The organism is uncultured Microbulbifer sp., assembly GCF_947504145.1.
Taxonomy (GTDB): Bacteria; Pseudomonadota; Gammaproteobacteria; order Pseudomonadales; family Cellvibrionaceae; genus Microbulbifer.
On record NZ_CANNGQ010000003.1, the window covers coordinates 523,926 to 541,678 of the forward strand.

The window sequence follows — 17,753 nt, forward strand, 5'->3', positions numbered from 1 at the left end:
CGATTTGCCCGCTTGGGGATCAATCGAGCTCCTGCTCCAGCTGTTCGAGCAGGTCGAGGGGTTCGATTTCTTCCCCCTCCATTTCCGCATTCCAGTTAATGCCCACCAGCAGCACGTCTTCGTGCATGCCCTCGAGCCAGTCGTCCATAAACTCTTCAAGATCGACAGGGACCACCTGGTAGCCTGCCCAGTCATCGACAATATGCGCTTCGGCAAACTCCCGCTGGGACCAGAACGGCATGACATCGGTGTCTGCCCGGCGCTCGGACTCACACAGGGCGAAACCATCGTCCCCTTCCAGCGCCCACACACAGCCCAGCTCTACCGCCTCCGGCAGAAAGCGGGCGCAGTTTTCCTCAAAATCGTCTCCGAGAGGTTCCAATTCCATACCGGCTTGCCTTAAAAATGATGTGGGCAGTTTACGCCAGATTGGGCGGGATAAGTAGAAGCTTGCGCTGGCTTGTGGCTGGCCACTACAGCTGCAACGTGTGGCCATTGTCTTTGAGCCAGCGGCGAAGCCGTTTGTACTCTGGGCACAGGCTGGCAACCAGTGCCCAGAACTCCCGGCTGTGATTGTGGTGCTGCAAATGGCACACCTCGTGAACAACCAGGTAATCCACCACCGGCTCCGGCGCAAGACATACCAGCCAGTTGTACTGCAGCTCACCGCGAATGGTGCAGTGCCCCCACTTGCTGCGGGTGCGGCGGACTTTTACCGAGGAAAACGCCAGGCCGAGAAGCCCGGCAAAGTAAGCGGACTTTTCGTGCAGCAACGCCAGCGCTTCGCGCTGATAAAGTTTTTGCAGAGCAGCCTGGATCTGGGCTGCGCCCGGCTCGCGCGCACGGCTGTACAACTGGATAAACCCATCGCGTATCCCCGCGTCGGCAGCGCAGGCTGCGCGGTCCAGCTCCAGCGCATTGCCCAGCCAGGGAAAACGCGCACCAAATGCAAAATGATGCTCCGGAACCTGAGCCTGCCGTTGCGCGACACCGCGCAACTGATCGCGCACCCAGGTAATATTTTCCCGCAGAAACTGATGCCCGTGCCGCTCCGCACAACGCTGGGGAATCCGCACTTCCGCGCCCTCTTTCGTGACCACCAGCCCCAGGCGCTTGCGCCGTGGCGAGCGGGATAAACGGTAGGCCACGTCTTCGAAAGTAAACAGGTCCCCGCTCACGATAAATGCATCAACAGTTCAGAAAATTAATGGGAAGGCACCGGCACCACCGCCATGGTGATACGGGAAATACAATTGAGCTTGCCTCTGGGATCGTGAATACGAATCTCCCAGACCTGGCTGCTGCGGCCGATGTGTATCGCGGTGGCCTTGGCGGTCACCTCACCATCCGGCACCGGGCGCAGATGATTCGCGTTGATCTCCTGGCCCACACAATAAAATTTGCGGGTATCCACCACCATATTCGCCGCCATGGACCCAAGCGTCTCTGCCAGCGCGACACTGGCACCGCCGTGGAGAATCCCGAACGGCTGACGGGTGCGATCCTCTACCGGCATGGTACCGACAATATAGTCATCGCCGATTTCGGTAATTTTCATTCCCAGGTAACTGGGCATGCAATCGCCCATACTCTGATTTACTTCTTCCAGCGTCGGATCGCTGTGCCAGATTGCCATAAGTCACCTTGTATAATTTGCTGCCGCTATTTTTTTACAGAAAATGTCTGGCAACGAATATCAGTAAAAAAGCAGCGGGTTGAAAGCACCAAAACCACCAAAGCGCATCATCTCACCTTCCAGGTGACGCAGCTCCCTCAGCAGGCTACGGCGCTGGCTGCGCAGTGCACGGACTTCCTCTTTGCTCTCCGCGTCATCCATGGCCCGCTCTACCCTATACACCTCGCGCTCAACATCCTCGTAGCGGTTGGCCAGTGCAGCGTATTGCTGTTCCGCCTGATACACCGCAAGGCCTTGCTGATAATTGGCCATGAAAAGGTCTGCGGTAGGGCCGGTGCACACCCCTTCATAGTCGCGTCCACGGCGGCCAACAGCAAAACCGTTTTCCGGGGTGCAGTACTGCTCCACACCCTCTTCGTGACCACGCATCCAGGCGGCGGTATCGGTGCGTACACCGTACTCGTGACACTTTTGGGCGATCTGGTAGACGGTGGCTTGGCTGCGGCCGCGGGCACCGTCTTCGATGCCGCGCTCGTACCAGAGGCCGGCCTGACATTCGTTTTCTGAAATTACGGCGCAGCCACTTGAGAAGGCCAGAATTACGGGAACCGACAGCAGGGTGGTTATTTTCCAGAGCTTCATATTGTCATCCGCGGGTCGTACAGCTGTATTACATGTCCGTACCCGTGAACCTTCGCTGAATCAGCCAAAGCGTTTGTCCGCCACAAACGGATTAGTCTGGCGCTCCTGACCGAAAGTGGACATGGGACCGTGGCCGGGGATGAACTTGACGGCATCGCCCAGGGGCCAGAGTTTTTTGGTAATGGAGTCGATGAGGTCCTGGTGGTTGCTCTGGGGGAAGTCGGTGCGGCCGATGGAACCGGCGAAGAGGACATCGCCCACCAGGGCGAGGTTGCTCTCCCGATGGAAGAAAATGACATGGCCGGGGGTATGACCGGGGCAGTGAACAACTTCGAGCACATGGTCGGCGACGGTGACGGTTTCGCCGTCGGTGAGCCAGCGGTCGGGAGTAAAAGTCTCCACCGCGGGGAAACCGAACATCTGGGCCTGGGTGCTGATCTGTTCAATCCAGAACTGATCGGCCTTGTGAGGGCCCTCTACGGGGAGTTCGAGATCCCGGGACAGAGGCTTGGTCCCGCCTACGTGGTCGAGGTGGCCGTGGGTGAGCAGAATTTTTTCCAGCGTCAGGCCGCGCTCTTTGACGGCGGCGAGAATAGTATCGACATCACCACCCGGGTCGACCACAGCCGCACGCTTGCTCTCATCGCACCACAGGAGGGTACAGTTTTGCTGGAAGGGCGTGACGGGAACCGAGTGAAATTGCAGAGCCATGGGAGTACCTGTTTTGTCTTCGGTGCCGAGTATAACGCCCGTGGTCCTATCCGGCTAAGGTGACTCTGGTGCTCCGTAGCTAGTGCAGGGGCGGCGCCGCTACCGGGTAAGGGTCTGTGAGACACGCGGTGAACCCATCCCTGGGGCTCTGCACCGCCATCCATGGCGGTGAAGGTCTCACAGACCCTTACCCGCTATCGACACCTTCGATTCAGAGATTTGAGTCCTAAATTGCCGCCGCCGTCGCCCGCTGCATAGGGCTCGGTCTGCGTGTAGAGGACTTCTTCAGCACCTCTTGCACATCCTCAATCAGATTCTTCTGCACCAGCGCGTTCTGCCAGTAGCCATCGTGGGCAACCAGTTGCGGTCCCCAGCTGGCGGCACTCCAATCGGCGAGAGGTCGGGTCTCGTAGTCGCGATAGACGGCCTGGTTGTACGAGGGGCTAAGGGGTTTGAGAGGCCAACCGAAGAGGTCGTCCGGGTGGTAGAAGTTTTTCCAGCGGAAGTTGTAGCCACGGGTATCGGCAGTCACGGCCTGGATCTGGTCGCGGGCCATGGCGGCGGTCCACAGGGGGTTGCTGGCGCCGAGGGTGTACCAGTGGGCGAGGGTTTTGCCGCGCAGAAATAGGTCTTTGGCGGAGCCTTTATGGACGCCTTTGGGGCCACCGTCGCGCCAGATGCCGTGACTGATGGTGGGGCGCTGGGCGTCCCACAGATAGTTCGACAGGATGCTGCAGCCGATGGAGTGACTCAGCAGTATGACCGGGGCGTTGTCGCTGGTGGCTTTGGCGGCGCGCTCGAAGGTCTGGTAGATGGCCTGCTGGGTTTTGTCGTAGTTGCCGCCGCGCTGGTCGATATCGGCGAGCTGGGAGGCGGCTTCGGCGAGGCCGTAGAGCATGAACTTACGCGCCCGCAGGTAATCCATGTCGCGCTTCTGCATGGCGTCGAACACGCGCTCGAGGTTGGGCTGCAGGTGGCCCTGGCACTGGATGGTGTCGGTGTGGATGCGGGACCAGTCGTCCCCGAGGGCTGATTTGAGTGCCTGAAACATCGGCTCGGCAAAGTCTTCAGTCACGGCGCCCATCCCCGGCGCCGCAAGGATTACCAGGTCGGCCATTGTTCGCTCCCCGCGAGTGTGCTCTTGGTGTTGTTTTTAGTGCTGCTTATTATTTTATCGTTGGATACGAAACCCTCACCGGGGTTTTTCCGCGCATCGGATATTTATGTGTTCTGTCGAGTCTGTCCTGTAACGAACTGTGACACGAGTACCACAACGGCAAAGAAGTCACAGGGAAAGTAACACCGGACGGTCGCGATGGGAAGAAATGCGCCACAAATGAGGCATTAGGCGCCAGACATTGCCGATAGACGGGAAATTTAACAAAAAACTGCAGATTTTTTCACGCCGCAAGGAACTACCGCGCCAGACGCCCGTCAAACAGTACAGTTCCCCTGATCACGTTCGCCGTGTCAGCGATTGGTGATCGAACTCTCTCATCGTATCTCTGCTTGAAGCCGGCCTTGCGCCGGCTTTTCTTTGTCTGGGCGTCCTGCGCGGGCGCTTTACGCTGGCTCGGGTCGCTCGGCCCGGCAATAGGTGTCTACAAACTGCTGGTGCGCGGGCAGCTCGGCTACCGCCCGCTGAATATTGCCCTGCAGCGCCTGTAACGCCTGGCGCAGCTGTGCCTCGCTCATCAGGCGCCCCATAGGATGGTAGGTCTCGGGGGTAAGGCGCTGCCCCAGCATGACCTGCACCCAGCTGTCGGTTCTGAATAACTCATCCGCGGTGCGGTGTACCTGCGCACTTTCCCGGAACAGGGCGATTCGCTCCTCGAGAGACGCCGGTACCTGCATATGCCGGCAGTAGCGCCAGAACTCGGTGTCTTCGCGCTCGGTCAGCTTGTAGTGCAGCACCACGAAATCCCGCACCTTTTCCAGCTCATCCCGGGACTGCTGATTGAAGCGCGCCTGCAGGCTCGGGGTAATCCCATCAAACGGGAACAGCTGCATCAGGCGAGTGATGCCAATCATGATCAGGTGAATACTGGTACTTTCCAGAGGCTCGACAAAGCCGCTGGCAAGCCCGAGAGCGATGCAGTTTTTTTCCCAGACTTTTTTGCGACGGCCGGCGCGGTAGCGAATCAGGCGGGGATCAAACAAGGGCTCGCCGTCGATTTCCTCCAGAAATTGCGCCCGCGCCTCGTCATCAGATTGATAGTCGCTACAGAAAACCATGCCGTTGCCCATACGCGACTGCAGTGGGATCTGCCAGCGCCAACCGGCACTGCGGGCGATGGCGCGGGTATTCGGCCGCGCCGGCCCCACCAATTCCGACTGCACGGCGAAGGCGCTGTCCGTCGGCAACCAGTGGCTCCAATCTTCGAACCCGCACTTCAAGGTATCTTCTATCAACAGCGCGCGGAATCCGGTGCAGTCGATAAACAGATCGCCTGCGACTTCACGGCCATCTTCCAGCAGCAAGGATTCGATATAGCCACTCTCGCTGTGGGTGCGCACCTCGCGGATTTTTCCCTCAGTGCGTTTTACACCGCGCCCTTCACACTGTCCCCGCAAAAATTGCGCATAGCGGGTAGCATCCAGATGGTAAGCGTAATTCAAACCCGGCTTTTCCGAGGTGGCGAACTTTCTCGCATTCAGCGCCTGGGTTTCCAGACAGTATTCGCCAATATCTCCACCAAAGCCGAGGCTTTTGGCGTGCAGCCAGAACTGATGAAATTCAGCCATCCAGTTGGCTTTGCCCAGATGCCCGAAACCGTGCACATAGCGGTCCCCGTCCCTGCCCCAGTTTTCAAATTCGATACCGAGTTTAAAGGTGGCCTGGGTCGCGCGCATAAATTCCGCTTCGTCGATCCCAAGTAATGCGTGGAAGGAACAGATGGTAGGGATGGTGGACTCCCCTACCCCAACAGTGCCAATCGCATCGGACTCCACAAGTTCGATGTCGATCAGTGCACCCAGTTGTTTGGAGAGTGCCGCCGCCGCCAGCCAACCGGCGGTTCCGCCACCGGCGATAACGACTTTCTTAACGCGTTGATGCTGCATTTTTATTTTCCTCTTTGTCACCGGCCGCGAATCAACGATTCAGCCGTTGCATCAATTGTGCGCGCAAGCGGCGCGCACTCAGGGTATCCAGTTCTGCCAGTGCACCGCGCGCCTGTTCCGGTAAATGGGCGCGGGGCAATTCCGGGTCGCCGAACAGGTAAAAATCGAACAGGGCGCGCCAGGCCTGCTTTTCGCTGTCTGGCCTGTCGCGCAAGCTGAGCATGCCGTGCAACAGAGTGTTCATGGGGGTATCCATAAACGCCGGCGAGGGGTTCCACCAGTAATTGACCATGGCATTAAACGGCGCCTGCGCCTCCACCTGATGCCACCAGAGCGCCGGGTAAAACAGCAAGTCGCCGGGTTCCAGGTCGGCCACTTGAGCAGTGCTTATGGCTTCGCGAAAATTCGGGTACCGATCGAAATCCGGATTGCGGAAATCCACCATACTGACCACCTGCCCTCCCGGTGTGGGCTCCAGTGGCCCTGGGTAGAGATTCGCGATCTGCTCAGGGGGAAACAGAATAAAACGGCGCTTGCCCACAAGAGAGCAGGCAATATTGAGGGACTTATCAAAATGGGCGCGGGCCACGGTGCGGTTGCCGAGCCAGATACTGGCAAGCGGCGCAAACTGGGACAGGGCTTCACACCGGGGGAGCAGGTCGTTGTGCTCGCGGAATCCCGGCAGGCAGGCATCAATGGTGGTCGAGCCGATATACAGGGAGGGCGCATTCGGATCCTGCAGATAATTTTCCACATGCTGAAAAAAATCATTCAGCAGCACCCGCTCGGTGGAAAAATTGAGGCCGGTGAGCGTCTCGTTATAACCGAACTGCCCGTCAATTTCCGGCGCGCCCATATAGGCAATCAGCGGTGACCCATTGTAAAACTGCTGCAGATACGCCATAGCCGCCTGTGGCGATTCCAGTCCGGCCTTGACCAGGGGCCAGTCTCGGGCGAACCCTTTGAGCACTACCGGCGCATTGCCAGCCACCAACTCTTGCAACGGAAGTTCGGCGAGCGCGGCACCGTCGATTGCGGGAACTGTGTGAGTAAACATCGCCATTTACCTCATGTTTTATTAACCGAGCGACCAGTCAGGCGGCAGCCGCAATCCGACCACGCTTTCTTTCGATCAGGCGGGACATATTGCCGAGGGACGCCAGCACGTGAAATGCCAGCTGCAGAACCCCCTGGCGATTGAGCGTTTCCAGCTGCGCGCCCGTCAGCGCAGCGAGTTTATCGGCACTGATGGTACTGAAGTGCTCAATGGTGTACTGCTCGTTTTCTGTGAGCTTAAGTTCCAGCTTGACCGGCTCGATCAAGTCACAGGATTCAAACGCGGAAAACATGGTTTTGCTTTGCGTCAGGCCACGGTGGATCAGCTGCAGTATGCCGCTAATGCGACCAAGGTAAGGCGAGTGGCCACCGTGAGTAAGAAAAACCGGCTGGCCGTGATGGCGATTGACCCGAGGGTTTTCCATATCCACATGAATCATGGGCTCGCCCGAGGCGCCCTGCAGGCCAATCAGAAACGGGCCGCGGGCTTGCACGGCGGGCACATAACTGGCATTCCAGCCAGTATCATCGAGAAACAGATTTTCGTCCCGGTCTAACCCCAGCAGAGCAATGGACTGATATTCTCCGGTTGCGCTGTCGCGATGAAACAGGATGGGATATTCCCGCTGGATTTCTGCGTACTCCGTGGGAACGGTCAACACCTGGTTGACATTGTCGCCGAATTTTTCAGAGTACCCGGTAATGATTTTAAGATCGTGATGGTTGACGTTGTCCAGTAGTACCGAGTTGGTCATGTCTCTCACCTTATTGTTATTTTTACAATTTTCTACAACGCAGAAAGGGGCCACTGCAAATGCAGTGGCCCCTCCAGATTGAACAACCCGCAGGTTGTTGGCAAGTGCCAATTGCCCGAAAGCATCAGAACTTGTACTGCGCACCAATCAGGTAGCGGGCATCCAGTTCCTGGGCGTGCCACAACTGGTTCTTATCCCGACCAAATGCTTGCAGACTTTCTTCCGTCAGGTTCAAACCTTCAAACAGCACGGTGAAATTATCGTTCACTTCGTAGCTGATGTTCATATCCACCTGACCAAAATCGTCCATGTAGACCGGGTTATTGGAAGCACCCCGGTTAACATCCGCGAGGAACTGATCGCGCCAGTTGTAGGCCAGCCGCGCAGAAAGACCGAAGTTCTCGTAGATCACCGCCAAGTTAGCACTGTCGCTCAGGCCAAGCAGTGCAAATTGGGTTTGCGCGGGATCTGCGCCGTTGTCAAAACCGACATCGCCGCGCACGGTGGTCAGGTTGGCCTGCAGCCCGAATCCTGTTTCACCAAAGAAGTGCTGTGCTGCCAGTTCAAAGCCGTGAATTTTGGCTTCGCGATTATTCACCGGTGCGGACACATCAAAGGCAAAGTAAGGGTCATCGGCGTTGGCAACAACATCGTAATCCGTGAGGATATCGTCCACGTAACCCTGAGGCAGATTACCGTCAACCAGCTCGTTCTCAAACATGGTTTTGGCATCGTCGATACCAAAGTTGTCGATCAGCGCCGTCATGGTAAACAGGTGCGCTTCACTGGTATCTACACCCATTTCATCCAGTGCGGCCAGTGCATCTCCGGAGCGAGTGCCCGGCGCTCCGGAAGTCGGGTCGCGCAGGTCGAATAGTGACTCACTGAATTTACCGTCGCCAATAAAATTGGAAACCCGCTTCTCATAGAAGCCTGCAGACACGTAGCTGCTGTCGCCGTAGTACCACTCAACAGACAGGTCAAAGTTGTCGGATTCCAGTGGCAACAGGCCGGGGTTACCACGGCTACCCAGGGCAACAGCACCCAGCGCGGTGGGGCTCGGTGGGGTTTCTGCACTGGTGGACGCCAGCAGATTACTGTAGTCCGGGCGCGCGATGGTTTTACTGTAGGAAACACGACCTTTCAGGTCTTCACGAAGATCAATAGAAAAGTCTACGTTCGGCAGAAGATTGTTGTACTTCCCGTCCAGATCCACAGGTAATACATTCGCGGATAGTTTGCGTTCAAAATCGTTATCAGACTTCCACACGATATCGGACGGAACCTGGATCAACGACGTGGAAGTGGTATCGGTCTGTTCGAAACGTGTGCCAACCACCAACTGAGTCGGGAAGCTACCCAGTTCACCATCCAGCGTAAACTGAAAGTATGCTGCCAGAATATCTTCCTCAACAACGTTAAATTCCTGAGTATCGATGTTATCGGAAGACCAGGGACCCGCGAGCGCCATAAACAGCTCACCGGCATCACCGCGGAACGCATTCAGATCCTTGCTGCCAGGGTTATAGTCTTCAAACATACAGGTCATGCAGAATGCATCAACGAGATCCGCAGGAATGTCCGGTGTGCGGTTACCCCAACCACCCAGTGTCTGGGTGGTTTGCATCCGCGCCTGGGTCATTTCTGAACCGATGGAGCTCAGGCCAAAATCAATGCGGCCATTGCTGAGCTCCCAGCTACCGTCGAAGGCAAACTGATCAATCTGGTGCTCTTGGCTGGAGGTAGTTGTACGAGCGACAGACGTGGCCAGCTCACTTGCGTCGATCTGTCCATTCCCGTTACCAGCATCGTCATTGAAAACAATGTCGTGTACCGGGAAGCCGCTGCTCATATCCAGGGTGTGACCATCTACAACGAAAGCGCCGATACCAAAGCGAATAGAACTGGTACCCAGCGGGCCATTGGGGTTGGCTTGCGACTTGGAGGTGTGCGCGTCAAAGCTCAACGTCAGACTGTCGTTCGCGTCCCACTCGGCATTGAAACCAAAGGACTCCAGGCTGTCTTCGCTGGTACGAAGCTGCTGTTCAAAACCAATATCCTTCACATCGCCGGGAATATCCTGATATTGGTAAAGCGGTGTTGCCACAACGGAGTTGCCATCAAAGGTCAGCTCGTTGCGGATCGCGTTGAACCAGTTGCCCTGATCGGTGCGCTGCTCCAGCTGTTCGTTGTTCGCATACAGGGCGTCCGCGGTCAGGGTCAGGTCTTCGCGGGGGCGGAACTGCATGGTGAGCTGGGCGTTGGTGCGCTCGCGCTCGTGGCTGGATACGTGATAGCGACTGTCGTTGGGGATAGCAACCAACTGATCGTCTGCCGGAGGATTGTTTACTACGGTGTTATTGCCGACGTATTCGCTGGAGCCATCGTTGAAGCTGGCACCGCTGCGAATATTCCAGTCGTGCACGGTGGCACTGCGGGTGCCACCTTGGCGCTCCTGATAAGAACCGAATAGCGCTACGCCAAAGGTTTCCTCTTCATTGGTCCAACTGAACAGGCCGGAGGTTTCCGGGGTGATATCTTCCCCGTCAAAGTTCACACCGGTATCGTGCATACCCTTTACGCCCAGGGATGCCTGAATACCGGGGTTATCCAGTGGGCGAATGGTGTTGATATTGACCGTTGCGCCGATACCACCGGTAGGGGAGGAGGCGCGGCCAGTTTTGTACACCTCGAGCCCGGAAACCCCTTCAGACGCAAGATTGGAAAAATCGAACGAGCGGCCAGTCCCCTGCTGATCATCCGCAGATTGGTCACCGCCAATCATCACCACGTTTGCAGTGGGCATCTGACGACCATTCAGCGTCACCAGGTTGAAGCTGGGGCCGAAGCCGCGCACGGTAATTTCAGAACCCTCACCATTCACCCGGTTGATGGATACCCCGGTAATCCGCTGCAGGGATTCCGCCAGGTTGGTGTCGGGGAACTTGCCGATATCTTCGGCAGAGATGGCGTCAACCACACCGGCGGAGTCGCGCTTGATGTCCATCGCGCGCTCCATGGAGGCGCGGATACCGGTAACGGTGACTTCTTCCAGAGTGGTGCTTTCCTGCGCGAACAGTTGTGGTGCGCAGGTCATTGAGGCAATAGCCGCAACCACTGCACCGGATAATTTGGAGCGTTTGAACATTTGGTCTTCCCTCTTCGATTTCAGCCGCGGCCGACGCTTCTCGCTGAACTCCCCCGAGAAGGCCTTAGCAGCTTTTATTGGTTATTGTTTAAATTTTGAGCTTTGGCTCTACCGCCACCTGTATAGCGACAGTCCCTGCCCCAGTAAGCCTGGCGGTTTCTGCCCTATCTAAGTGAAAGACGATTGATTGGTGGCGATAGTCCCCCCTGGGGTAAAAAATCCCGGATATAAAAAAGCCACCGGGGTGAGCCGGTGGCTTGGTACCTCGATCGGGATCTCGATCAATCAGTTACATACATTACCGGTAATCGTCGGGATTTCCGCGCTGCTGCCGCCTTTGTCGCCCTGCATGCCGAAGCTCACGGTCTGGCCAGCACCGATGGTGTCGTTCCAGCCAGCGCTGGTTGCGGTAAAGGGTCCCATCCCGTTCACCACGGCATTCCAGGTATTGGTCAATGCGGTACCGTCGGAATACCCCCACTGCACTTCCCAGCCGCTGACGGGGTCATCGCCGGTATTGGTCAGGCGTACTTCTGCGGTAAAGCCGTTGCCCCACTCGTTGGAGACCACGTAATCACAACTCACACTGGCATCCACGCCACCTCCGGAGCTGGAAGAGCTGCCGCTGCCGGAGGAAGAACCGCCGGAAGAGCTACTGGATGCCCCGGATGAAGAACTGGACGAGGAGCCGCCCGAGGAAGAACTACTGGAAGATGAACTGCTGGACGAGCTGCTGGATGAAGAGCTGCTACTGGATGACGATGAACCACCACCGTCAAACGCCACATCCACGCAGCCGTGGAAACGCTCCCAAGTAAAGTAGTTCCGCCCCCACTCACCGTAAATAATATGCCGGCCTTCACGCTCGGGCACTTCACAGGTGGTGTGGAACAGGTTATTGGCTTTCTCTACGACCACATCCGGATTGGCCGTGGGGTTGGCATCATCGTAGTTCAGTACACAAAAGGCTTCTTCCTCAAAATCCTCCCAGGTCAGGGTGCCCCCAACCTGGTAATCGAAATCCTCTTTGGTAATCCAGTAGCGGAATTCTTCGGTGTCATCCCAGTGCGGGCCCCAGCTGATATTCCAGCTGAACGTCTGCTCGCCGCTGCTCATGGTGCTGGTGGGCCAGTCAAGCTGGTAGTCCCAGGGGGTGGGGCCACCGTCCCAGGTTTCGCTGTCAAAACCACATACATGGGTACTCTCTGCCTGCGCGCGGCCCTGCGCGTGGGTGAGCACACTCATAAACTGGTAACTTCCGCTGTAATCTTTCTGCGCAGCTTCCACACAGGCGGGGGTGGTTGCCATATCGGGTTTTTCATTCAGGCCGCAATGGGCGTTGCGCGATGGCGGCTCCACGATCAGACCATGACCAAATGCTGCGCTGGCAAGCAGTGAGGCACCTACGGCGCTCACCGCTTTTATCCATACCTTTTTTTTCCAAATACATTTTCTCATCATCGTTTTCCTCATTGTTCTGCGTTATATCGGACTACTACTGAAGAGGTGACGGGCGAACATCCCAGTGGGAACCCGGTGCACTGCGACAAAATGCCACAGTGTGGATAAGATCAAACTTACAGGGTGAAACAGGCGCAACAAGTGACTTGACGGACGGATTGTTAACTTAAATAGAGAGATCGCAGAGCAGATCCCAGGGTCTGATACGTCTTAAGAAAAACCACAATAATATTCACGACAATGCTCACAGGAATTCTCATGTCTTCGCCTTTCGGAGCAAGTGCGCTCACCGCCACCATTGCCACTACGATCGCCACCACCATCGCCGTCATGGTCCTCGCCAGTTCCGCCGCACTCGCCGACAAAACACCCGCGGACGCACACAGCACGAAGACGGCACCCAGCCAAACCAGCACACACATTCGGTTAAACCAGCTCGGTTACCACCCGGCCTCGAGCAAACTGGCGGTTTTGCTCACCGCGGAAGATCCCGGCAAGTTTTCCGTGCGGGATGCTGCAAGTGAACAAGTGATTTATCAGGGGGCGTGGCAAAAATCGACGGAAACGTCCTGGGGTGGAAGTGCGGCCTGGCAGGCCGACTTTTCCGAACTGGAACGCCCGGGGCGTTACTACATTGAGACAGATGCTCTTGACGCTGATGTGGTTGAGGGCGGCAGTCTGGACGGCGACAACCGCGATCCATCCGCACGCCCCTCACACGTTTTTCGCATAGACCAAAATGTGTTTGACACACTGGCCACGGCCAGCCTCAAGGCATTCTATTTTCAGCGCGCATCGGTAGCCATCGAGGGTGACTATGCCGGTCCCTGGGCGAGGGCGGCTGGTCACCCGGACGACAAAGTGCGGATTCACCCCTCCGCCGCCAGTCCCGAGCGCCCCGCAGGTACCACGGTTGCCGCCCCCAAAGGCTGGTACGACGCCGGCGACTACAACAAATATGTGGTCAACAGCGGCATCACCATGGGCACCCTGATGAGTGCCTTCGAGCGCTATCCGGACTATTTTTCCGCACAGTCCCTGAATATTCCCGAATCCGAAAATGCCCTGCCGGATATTCTCGATGAGGTGCTGTACAACCTGGAGTGGATGGCGGCAATGCAGGACCCGCACGACGGCGGTGTCTACCACAAACTCACCACCGCGAATTTTGAAGGCATGGTCGCCGCGCACCAGGCGGTGCAACCCCGCTATATGGTGCAGAAGACCACCGCGGCCACCCTCGATTTTGCCGCGGTAATGGCGCAAGCCGCGCGGGTATTTGCCCCGTATTTCCCGGAAAAGACCGCCGATTATCTGCACGCCGCACAGCAGGCCTGGCAGTGGGCGGAAACACACCCCGCCGTGCACTACCGGCAGGGCCAGCTCAACCAGCAGTTTGAGCCGAACATCACTACCGGCGCCTACGGCGACGAGCAACTGGACGACGAACGCTTCTGGGCTGCGGCCGAACTGTACCTGGCAACAAAAAAAGATCGCTACTGGCAAGTGCTGGCGAGCAGCACCGCGGACTACCAATTACCCAACTGGGCAGATGTGCGCTGGCTCGGTTACTACAGCCTGCTTGCACACAAAGACCGTTTACCGGAAGACAGCGGTACTTGGCGCAGCGCCGCCGAACTGTCTCTGGTCAAGGCAGCACGCAGCCTCCAAACGGCGGGCAGCCGCAACGCCTACCGGGTGCCCATGGTCAGCGACCCGGCGTTCTTTGTCTGGGGCAGCAACGCGGTGGCGGCGAATCAGGGGATTCTGTTTCTGGAAGCCTTTCGCATCACCAAAGACAGCGACTTTCTGCGCAGCGCCGAAGACACCCGCGACTATCTGCTCGGGAGAAACGCCACCGGCTACTCCTATGTCACCGGCTTTGGCCACAAGAGCCCGCAGCACCCCCACCATCGACTGGCAGCGGCCAAGCCCGACCTGCCGCCGCTGCCAGGCTTCCTTGTGGGAGGCCCCAACCCCGCACAGCAGGACGGCTGTACATATACCAGCAAGGTCGCGGACGAATCCTTTACCGACGATGTCTGCAGCTACGCCAGCAATGAAATCGCGATCAACTGGAATGCGCCCTTTGCCTACCTGATCAACGGGCTGCACACGATCGAGCGCAGTCACTCCGGCAGCTGTCCCCACCACTAAAACCCGATGCATAAATAGAAGGCATGGCCAGCCCGCACAGCGCCATGACGCGGGAACAAACTAATGTTCATGTAACGGGGATTTGCATTCTCCGTCTCCGCATTTCGAGACTCTATGGGTTAACGGCTGAGGAGATGCAGGGCAGTTTCTGACGGCAGCCGCCGCTGGCTGCAACAAAATACCGCTGTGTGGAAGGCGTCAAAGTATGGAGGGGAGTCAGGCGCAATCGAGGTGCGCCCAACGCAAAAAGGCCGGCGGGTTTCCCCACCGGCGCCACAATCGATGCTGGCCAGTACAAGGTGAACTTTTTTCGACAGGCGCCGGGTAATCCCCCGGCGCCTGCCGCTCACTGATCAAACCAATACTAGAACTTCACGCTGGCGCCAACAAAGTAGCGCGCACCGAACTCATCCACACTGTGGATAACACCATAGGTAGGCAGGCGTTGCACCAGCGGCTCGTTGAAGATATTCACCGCCTCAAGGGAAACGTCCAGGTTCTCCGTCGCGTGCCATATCACGGAGGCATCAACCTGGTCGTAGTCGTCGTAACGGCTTTCGGTACCACTGTTGTTGTAGTTTCCGTGCCAGCCATCGCGAGCATTGTAAGCAACACGCGCGCTGATCAGATCGTTTTCGTAGTAACCGGAGAGGTTGTAGGAGTTCTGGGACACTTCATCTACGTCAACTACTTGCCCTGCGGAGTTGGTTACGGAGCTGTCGGTGTAGGTGTAGTTGGCCTGCACACCGAATCCATTGCCGAAATCGTGCTGGTATTGCAGCTCGATACCGGAAATATCCGCGGTGCCTACGTTGCGTGCTCGGGTTACCTGACAGGTCTGCGAACAACCATCCAGCGCTTCCATGGCGGTAGTAAGCTCGATGTAGTCACTGATGTTCTTGTGGAACAGGGTTGCACCTACAACCGAAGCATCGGTGAAGTACCACTCCACACCCATGTCATAGTTATCAGACTTGTAAGGATCCAGATCCGGGCTGCCGATTGTGGCGGTACCCATATTGATCGCGACGGTGGAAGCCATCTGCATATCGTCATAGTCTGGACGGGATACGGTCGAGCCTGCGGCGAAGCGGAACAGCAATTCTTCGGAGATATCTGCAGCAAAGTTAATGCTGGGCAGGATATTGGTGTAGCTGCGCGCACCCTTGGCCGGCTCTCCAGCGATCCGCCCTTTGGACAGTACATCGGTATCCACCACACGCAGGCCGATGTTGCCGCGGAAACCATCGCCTTCGAAGTTCGCCTTGGCGTAGGCCGCGGTAATTTCTTCGGCAATGGAGAAATCACTGGTCACGGTGATGGTGTCAGCGCGGTTGGCATATCCATAGTCCCAGATGCCCCCGCTGACCACCGCAAAGCTGTCGAGAGTACCGTTGCGCCCCTCCTGGCCATGCAGACCGGAAGCCACACCGCCGTTGAAGTCCGCCAGGCTCAAACCTTCGGCCATGGCCGCGGCGAGATCAACATCGCGGTTATCTACACGGCCCAAGTATATCTGATCCTGGTATTTCAGCCCGGTATCGACGGTGGTGAAAATTCCCTGGTTTACATCGATGGCGAAATCGGCCTGGTAATACTCGATTTCATTCTGGCGAATGTTGTCGAGGAAAGTAAATTCCTGGAACAACTGCATGCGGCTGTGATCAGTCACATAGTTTGGATCGGTCGGAATAATCTCGTGTGCGTCGGCAAGATCGAAGGTAAAGCCAGTGCTCGCACGATCGTCCAGGTCTCCCCACCAGGTACTGGTTTGCGGCGTGAAGCTGTCCGCATTAGAGCGGCCCACCACCACATGGGAACGCCAGCCATCACCCTCATAATCCATGGTCAGGTTGAGCGCGTCGGTTTCCATCTCAGGCTTGCGAAGCACCGAGTTATTAAAGAATGGCACACCGCCTTCAGTCAGGTTACCCGGCATTACGGTCGCGCTGGTTACCGCACCGAATTCGTTAGTAACAACAGAGTCCGCATCCAGATACGCACCGTTGAAATCGGGAATGGCAAACAGTGCCGTATTCACATGGTCGTTATCCAGTGTGAACAGGTTGTAATCCAAGGAGAAGGTCAGCGCATCAGACGGTGAATACTGCATGGTGAACTGGCTACTGGCACGCTCGCGCTCTTCATCAAACAGAATGGATGCCATGCCCCAGGTCATGGTGTGAGAGCCACCTTCTGAATCCGGCACGTGATCATAGGGAGGTGCAAAGGAGCTCAGGGTTTCACGCACTACATGCTGCTGCTCGGAGGAATGCGCTACCAGCACGCCAAAAGTGGCGTCCGCGTTTTTCCAGCTGACCAGCCCGGAATAGGACGGAGACCAGTCTTCACCGGCTTCGCTGTAGCCGTTTTCCACAGATGCTGTCGCCGTGAATTCATCCATCTCCAGCGGTTTGCGAGTGCGCAGGTTTACGGTGCCACCCAAGGCGCCTTCATTCAGGCTGGCATCCACCGACTTGTACACATCCATGCCGGAAATCTGCTCGGCGGACAGCAGCTCGAAGTTGAAGCTGCGGTTGGTCCCACCCAGGTCGAACCAGCCAACACTGGCCACGTTCTGACCGTTCAGCAATACCACGCTGTGTTGTGGAGCGGTACCGCGAACGGTAACGCCATTTACTTCACCAAAACCCCGCACCACGGTAACGCCGGGAACACGCTGCAAGGCGTCGCCGATGTTTTTATCCGGGAACTTACCGATATCTTCGGCGGAAACAGAATCGATGACCGCGTCCGCATCGCGCTTGCTGTCGAGCGCGCTGCGCAGGCTACCGCGAATACCGGTCACCTGAATTTCTTCCAGAGTTGCATCCTGAGCAAAGCCCGGCGCAGCGATTCCAGCCAGTGCAAGTGCACTGATGGAGCCGTAGCGCAGGGCCAGTTTGTTGGCATGTTGAACGGCTGTTTTCAAACTGACTGACATGTTGAGTCCTCTTATTTTTATGAAGCAAAGCCAAGCTCCCCCGTATACCCCCTGGGTCGGCTGATGTTTCAGCTTTATCGAGCTGAAATTAGTCTATGCATTGGACTAATATTATGTCAAACAATTTTACTTATTAATTTTTACGGGGAAATGTGTGCGGGTAACACTGGGTAGGCCACA

The 17,753-nt window shown here is 57.0% G+C and carries 13 protein-coding genes; 1 reads left to right on the plus strand and 12 read right to left on the minus strand.

Going from position 1 to position 17,753, the window contains the following annotated elements; translation table 11 throughout:
- Positions 1-19: 19 nt before the first annotated feature.
- The 11 genes from Q1A74_RS12895 to Q1A74_RS12945 all read right to left on the minus strand — a co-directional run bounded on the left by Q1A74_RS12895 (position 20) and on the right by Q1A74_RS12945 (position 12,469).
- Complete coding sequence (locus Q1A74_RS12895) at positions 20-388, minus strand: DUF2750 domain-containing protein (protein ID WP_299596668.1); 369 nt, start codon at positions 386-388, stop codon at positions 20-22.
- A gap of 85 nt (positions 389-473) precedes the next feature.
- Positions 474-1,178: a M48 family metallopeptidase gene (locus tag Q1A74_RS12900; RefSeq protein WP_299596671.1), complete on the minus strand. Its 705-nt coding sequence runs from the start codon at positions 1,176-1,178 to the stop codon at positions 474-476.
- 26 nt (positions 1,179-1,204) lie between these two features.
- Complete coding sequence (locus Q1A74_RS12905; protein WP_299596675.1) at positions 1,205-1,636, minus strand: hotdog fold thioesterase; 432 nt, start codon at positions 1,634-1,636, stop codon at positions 1,205-1,207.
- A gap of 60 nt (positions 1,637-1,696) precedes the next feature.
- Positions 1,697-2,278 carry a DUF2799 domain-containing protein gene (locus Q1A74_RS12910; protein WP_299596678.1) on the minus strand — a complete coding sequence of 194 codons (582 nt, stop codon included), beginning with the start codon at positions 2,276-2,278 and terminating at the stop codon, positions 1,697-1,699.
- Positions 2,279-2,338: 60 nt separating this feature from the next.
- Positions 2,339-2,989: an MBL fold metallo-hydrolase gene (locus tag Q1A74_RS12915; RefSeq protein ID WP_299596681.1), complete on the minus strand. Its 651-nt coding sequence runs from the start codon at positions 2,987-2,989 to the stop codon at positions 2,339-2,341.
- A gap of 226 nt (positions 2,990-3,215) precedes the next feature.
- Positions 3,216-4,106 carry a hypothetical protein gene (locus Q1A74_RS12920; protein WP_299596684.1) on the minus strand — a complete coding sequence of 297 codons (891 nt, stop codon included), beginning with the start codon at positions 4,104-4,106 and terminating at the stop codon, positions 3,216-3,218.
- Between the two features lie 446 nt (positions 4,107-4,552).
- Positions 4,553-6,052 (minus strand): tryptophan halogenase family protein, encoded by a 1,500-nt coding sequence (locus Q1A74_RS12925; RefSeq protein WP_299596687.1) that lies wholly within the window; start codon positions 6,050-6,052, stop codon positions 4,553-4,555.
- A 31-nt stretch (positions 6,053-6,083) separates the two neighbouring features.
- Positions 6,084-7,109, minus strand: a complete 1,026-nt coding sequence (locus tag Q1A74_RS12930) for a cupin-like domain-containing protein (RefSeq protein WP_299596690.1) — start codon at positions 7,107-7,109, stop codon at positions 6,084-6,086.
- 37 nt (positions 7,110-7,146) lie between these two features.
- Entirely contained in the window at positions 7,147-7,863 is a 717-nt protein-coding gene (locus tag Q1A74_RS12935) for a SapC family protein (protein ID WP_299596693.1), read from the minus strand.
- 124 nt (positions 7,864-7,987) lie between these two features.
- Positions 7,988-11,011: a TonB-dependent receptor gene (locus tag Q1A74_RS12940; protein ID WP_299596696.1), complete on the minus strand. Its 3,024-nt coding sequence runs from the start codon at positions 11,009-11,011 to the stop codon at positions 7,988-7,990.
- Between the two features lie 285 nt (positions 11,012-11,296).
- Positions 11,297-12,469 (minus strand): lytic polysaccharide monooxygenase, encoded by a 1,173-nt coding sequence (locus tag Q1A74_RS12945; RefSeq protein WP_299596699.1) that lies wholly within the window; start codon positions 12,467-12,469, stop codon positions 11,297-11,299.
- Between the two features lie 261 nt (positions 12,470-12,730).
- On the opposite strand from Q1A74_RS12945, the gene Q1A74_RS12950 reads away from it, so the two are divergent.
- Positions 12,731-14,629 carry a glycoside hydrolase family 9 protein gene (locus Q1A74_RS12950; protein WP_299596703.1) on the plus strand — a complete coding sequence of 633 codons (1,899 nt, stop codon included), beginning with the start codon at positions 12,731-12,733 and terminating at the stop codon, positions 14,627-14,629.
- 364 nt (positions 14,630-14,993) lie between these two features.
- On the opposite strand, the gene Q1A74_RS12955 is transcribed toward Q1A74_RS12950, so the two are convergent.
- Positions 14,994-17,573 carry a TonB-dependent receptor gene (locus Q1A74_RS12955; protein WP_299596706.1) on the minus strand — a complete coding sequence of 860 codons (2,580 nt, stop codon included), beginning with the start codon at positions 17,571-17,573 and terminating at the stop codon, positions 14,994-14,996.
- Between the last annotated feature and the right edge of the window lie 180 nt (positions 17,574-17,753).

Excerpts from the sequence above, each read along its gene's own strand:
- Q1A74_RS12895 (WP_299596668.1), bottom strand. The coding sequence starts at position 388 with ATGGAATTGGAACCTCTCGGAGACGATTTTGAGGAAAACTGCGCCCGC.
- Q1A74_RS12905 (WP_299596675.1), bottom strand. The coding sequence starts at position 1,636 with ATGGCAATCTGGCACAGCGATCCGACGCTGGAAGAAGTAAATCAGAGT.
- Q1A74_RS12910 (WP_299596678.1), bottom strand. The coding sequence starts at position 2,278 with ATGAAGCTCTGGAAAATAACCACCCTGCTGTCGGTTCCCGTAATTCTG.
- Q1A74_RS12915 (WP_299596681.1), bottom strand. The coding sequence starts at position 2,989 with ATGGCTCTGCAATTTCACTCGGTTCCCGTCACGCCCTTCCAGCAAAAC.
- Q1A74_RS12920 (WP_299596684.1), bottom strand. The coding sequence starts at position 4,106 with ATGGCCGACCTGGTAATCCTTGCGGCGCCGGGGATGGGCGCCGTGACT.
- Q1A74_RS12925 (WP_299596687.1), bottom strand. The coding sequence starts at position 6,052 with ATGCAGCATCAACGCGTTAAGAAAGTCGTTATCGCCGGTGGCGGAACC.
- Q1A74_RS12930 (WP_299596690.1), bottom strand. The coding sequence starts at position 7,109 with ATGTTTACTCACACAGTTCCCGCAATCGACGGTGCCGCGCTCGCCGAA.
- Q1A74_RS12935 (WP_299596693.1), bottom strand. The coding sequence starts at position 7,863 with ATGACCAACTCGGTACTACTGGACAACGTCAACCATCACGATCTTAAA.
- Q1A74_RS12940 (WP_299596696.1), bottom strand. The coding sequence starts at position 11,011 with ATGTTCAAACGCTCCAAATTATCCGGTGCAGTGGTTGCGGCTATTGCC.
- Q1A74_RS12945 (WP_299596699.1), bottom strand. The coding sequence starts at position 12,469 with ATGAGAAAATGTATTTGGAAAAAAAAGGTATGGATAAAAGCGGTGAGC.
- Q1A74_RS12950 (WP_299596703.1), top strand. The coding sequence starts at position 12,731 with ATGTCTTCGCCTTTCGGAGCAAGTGCGCTCACCGCCACCATTGCCACT.
- Q1A74_RS12955 (WP_299596706.1), bottom strand. The coding sequence starts at position 17,573 with ATGTCAGTCAGTTTGAAAACAGCCGTTCAACATGCCAACAAACTGGCC.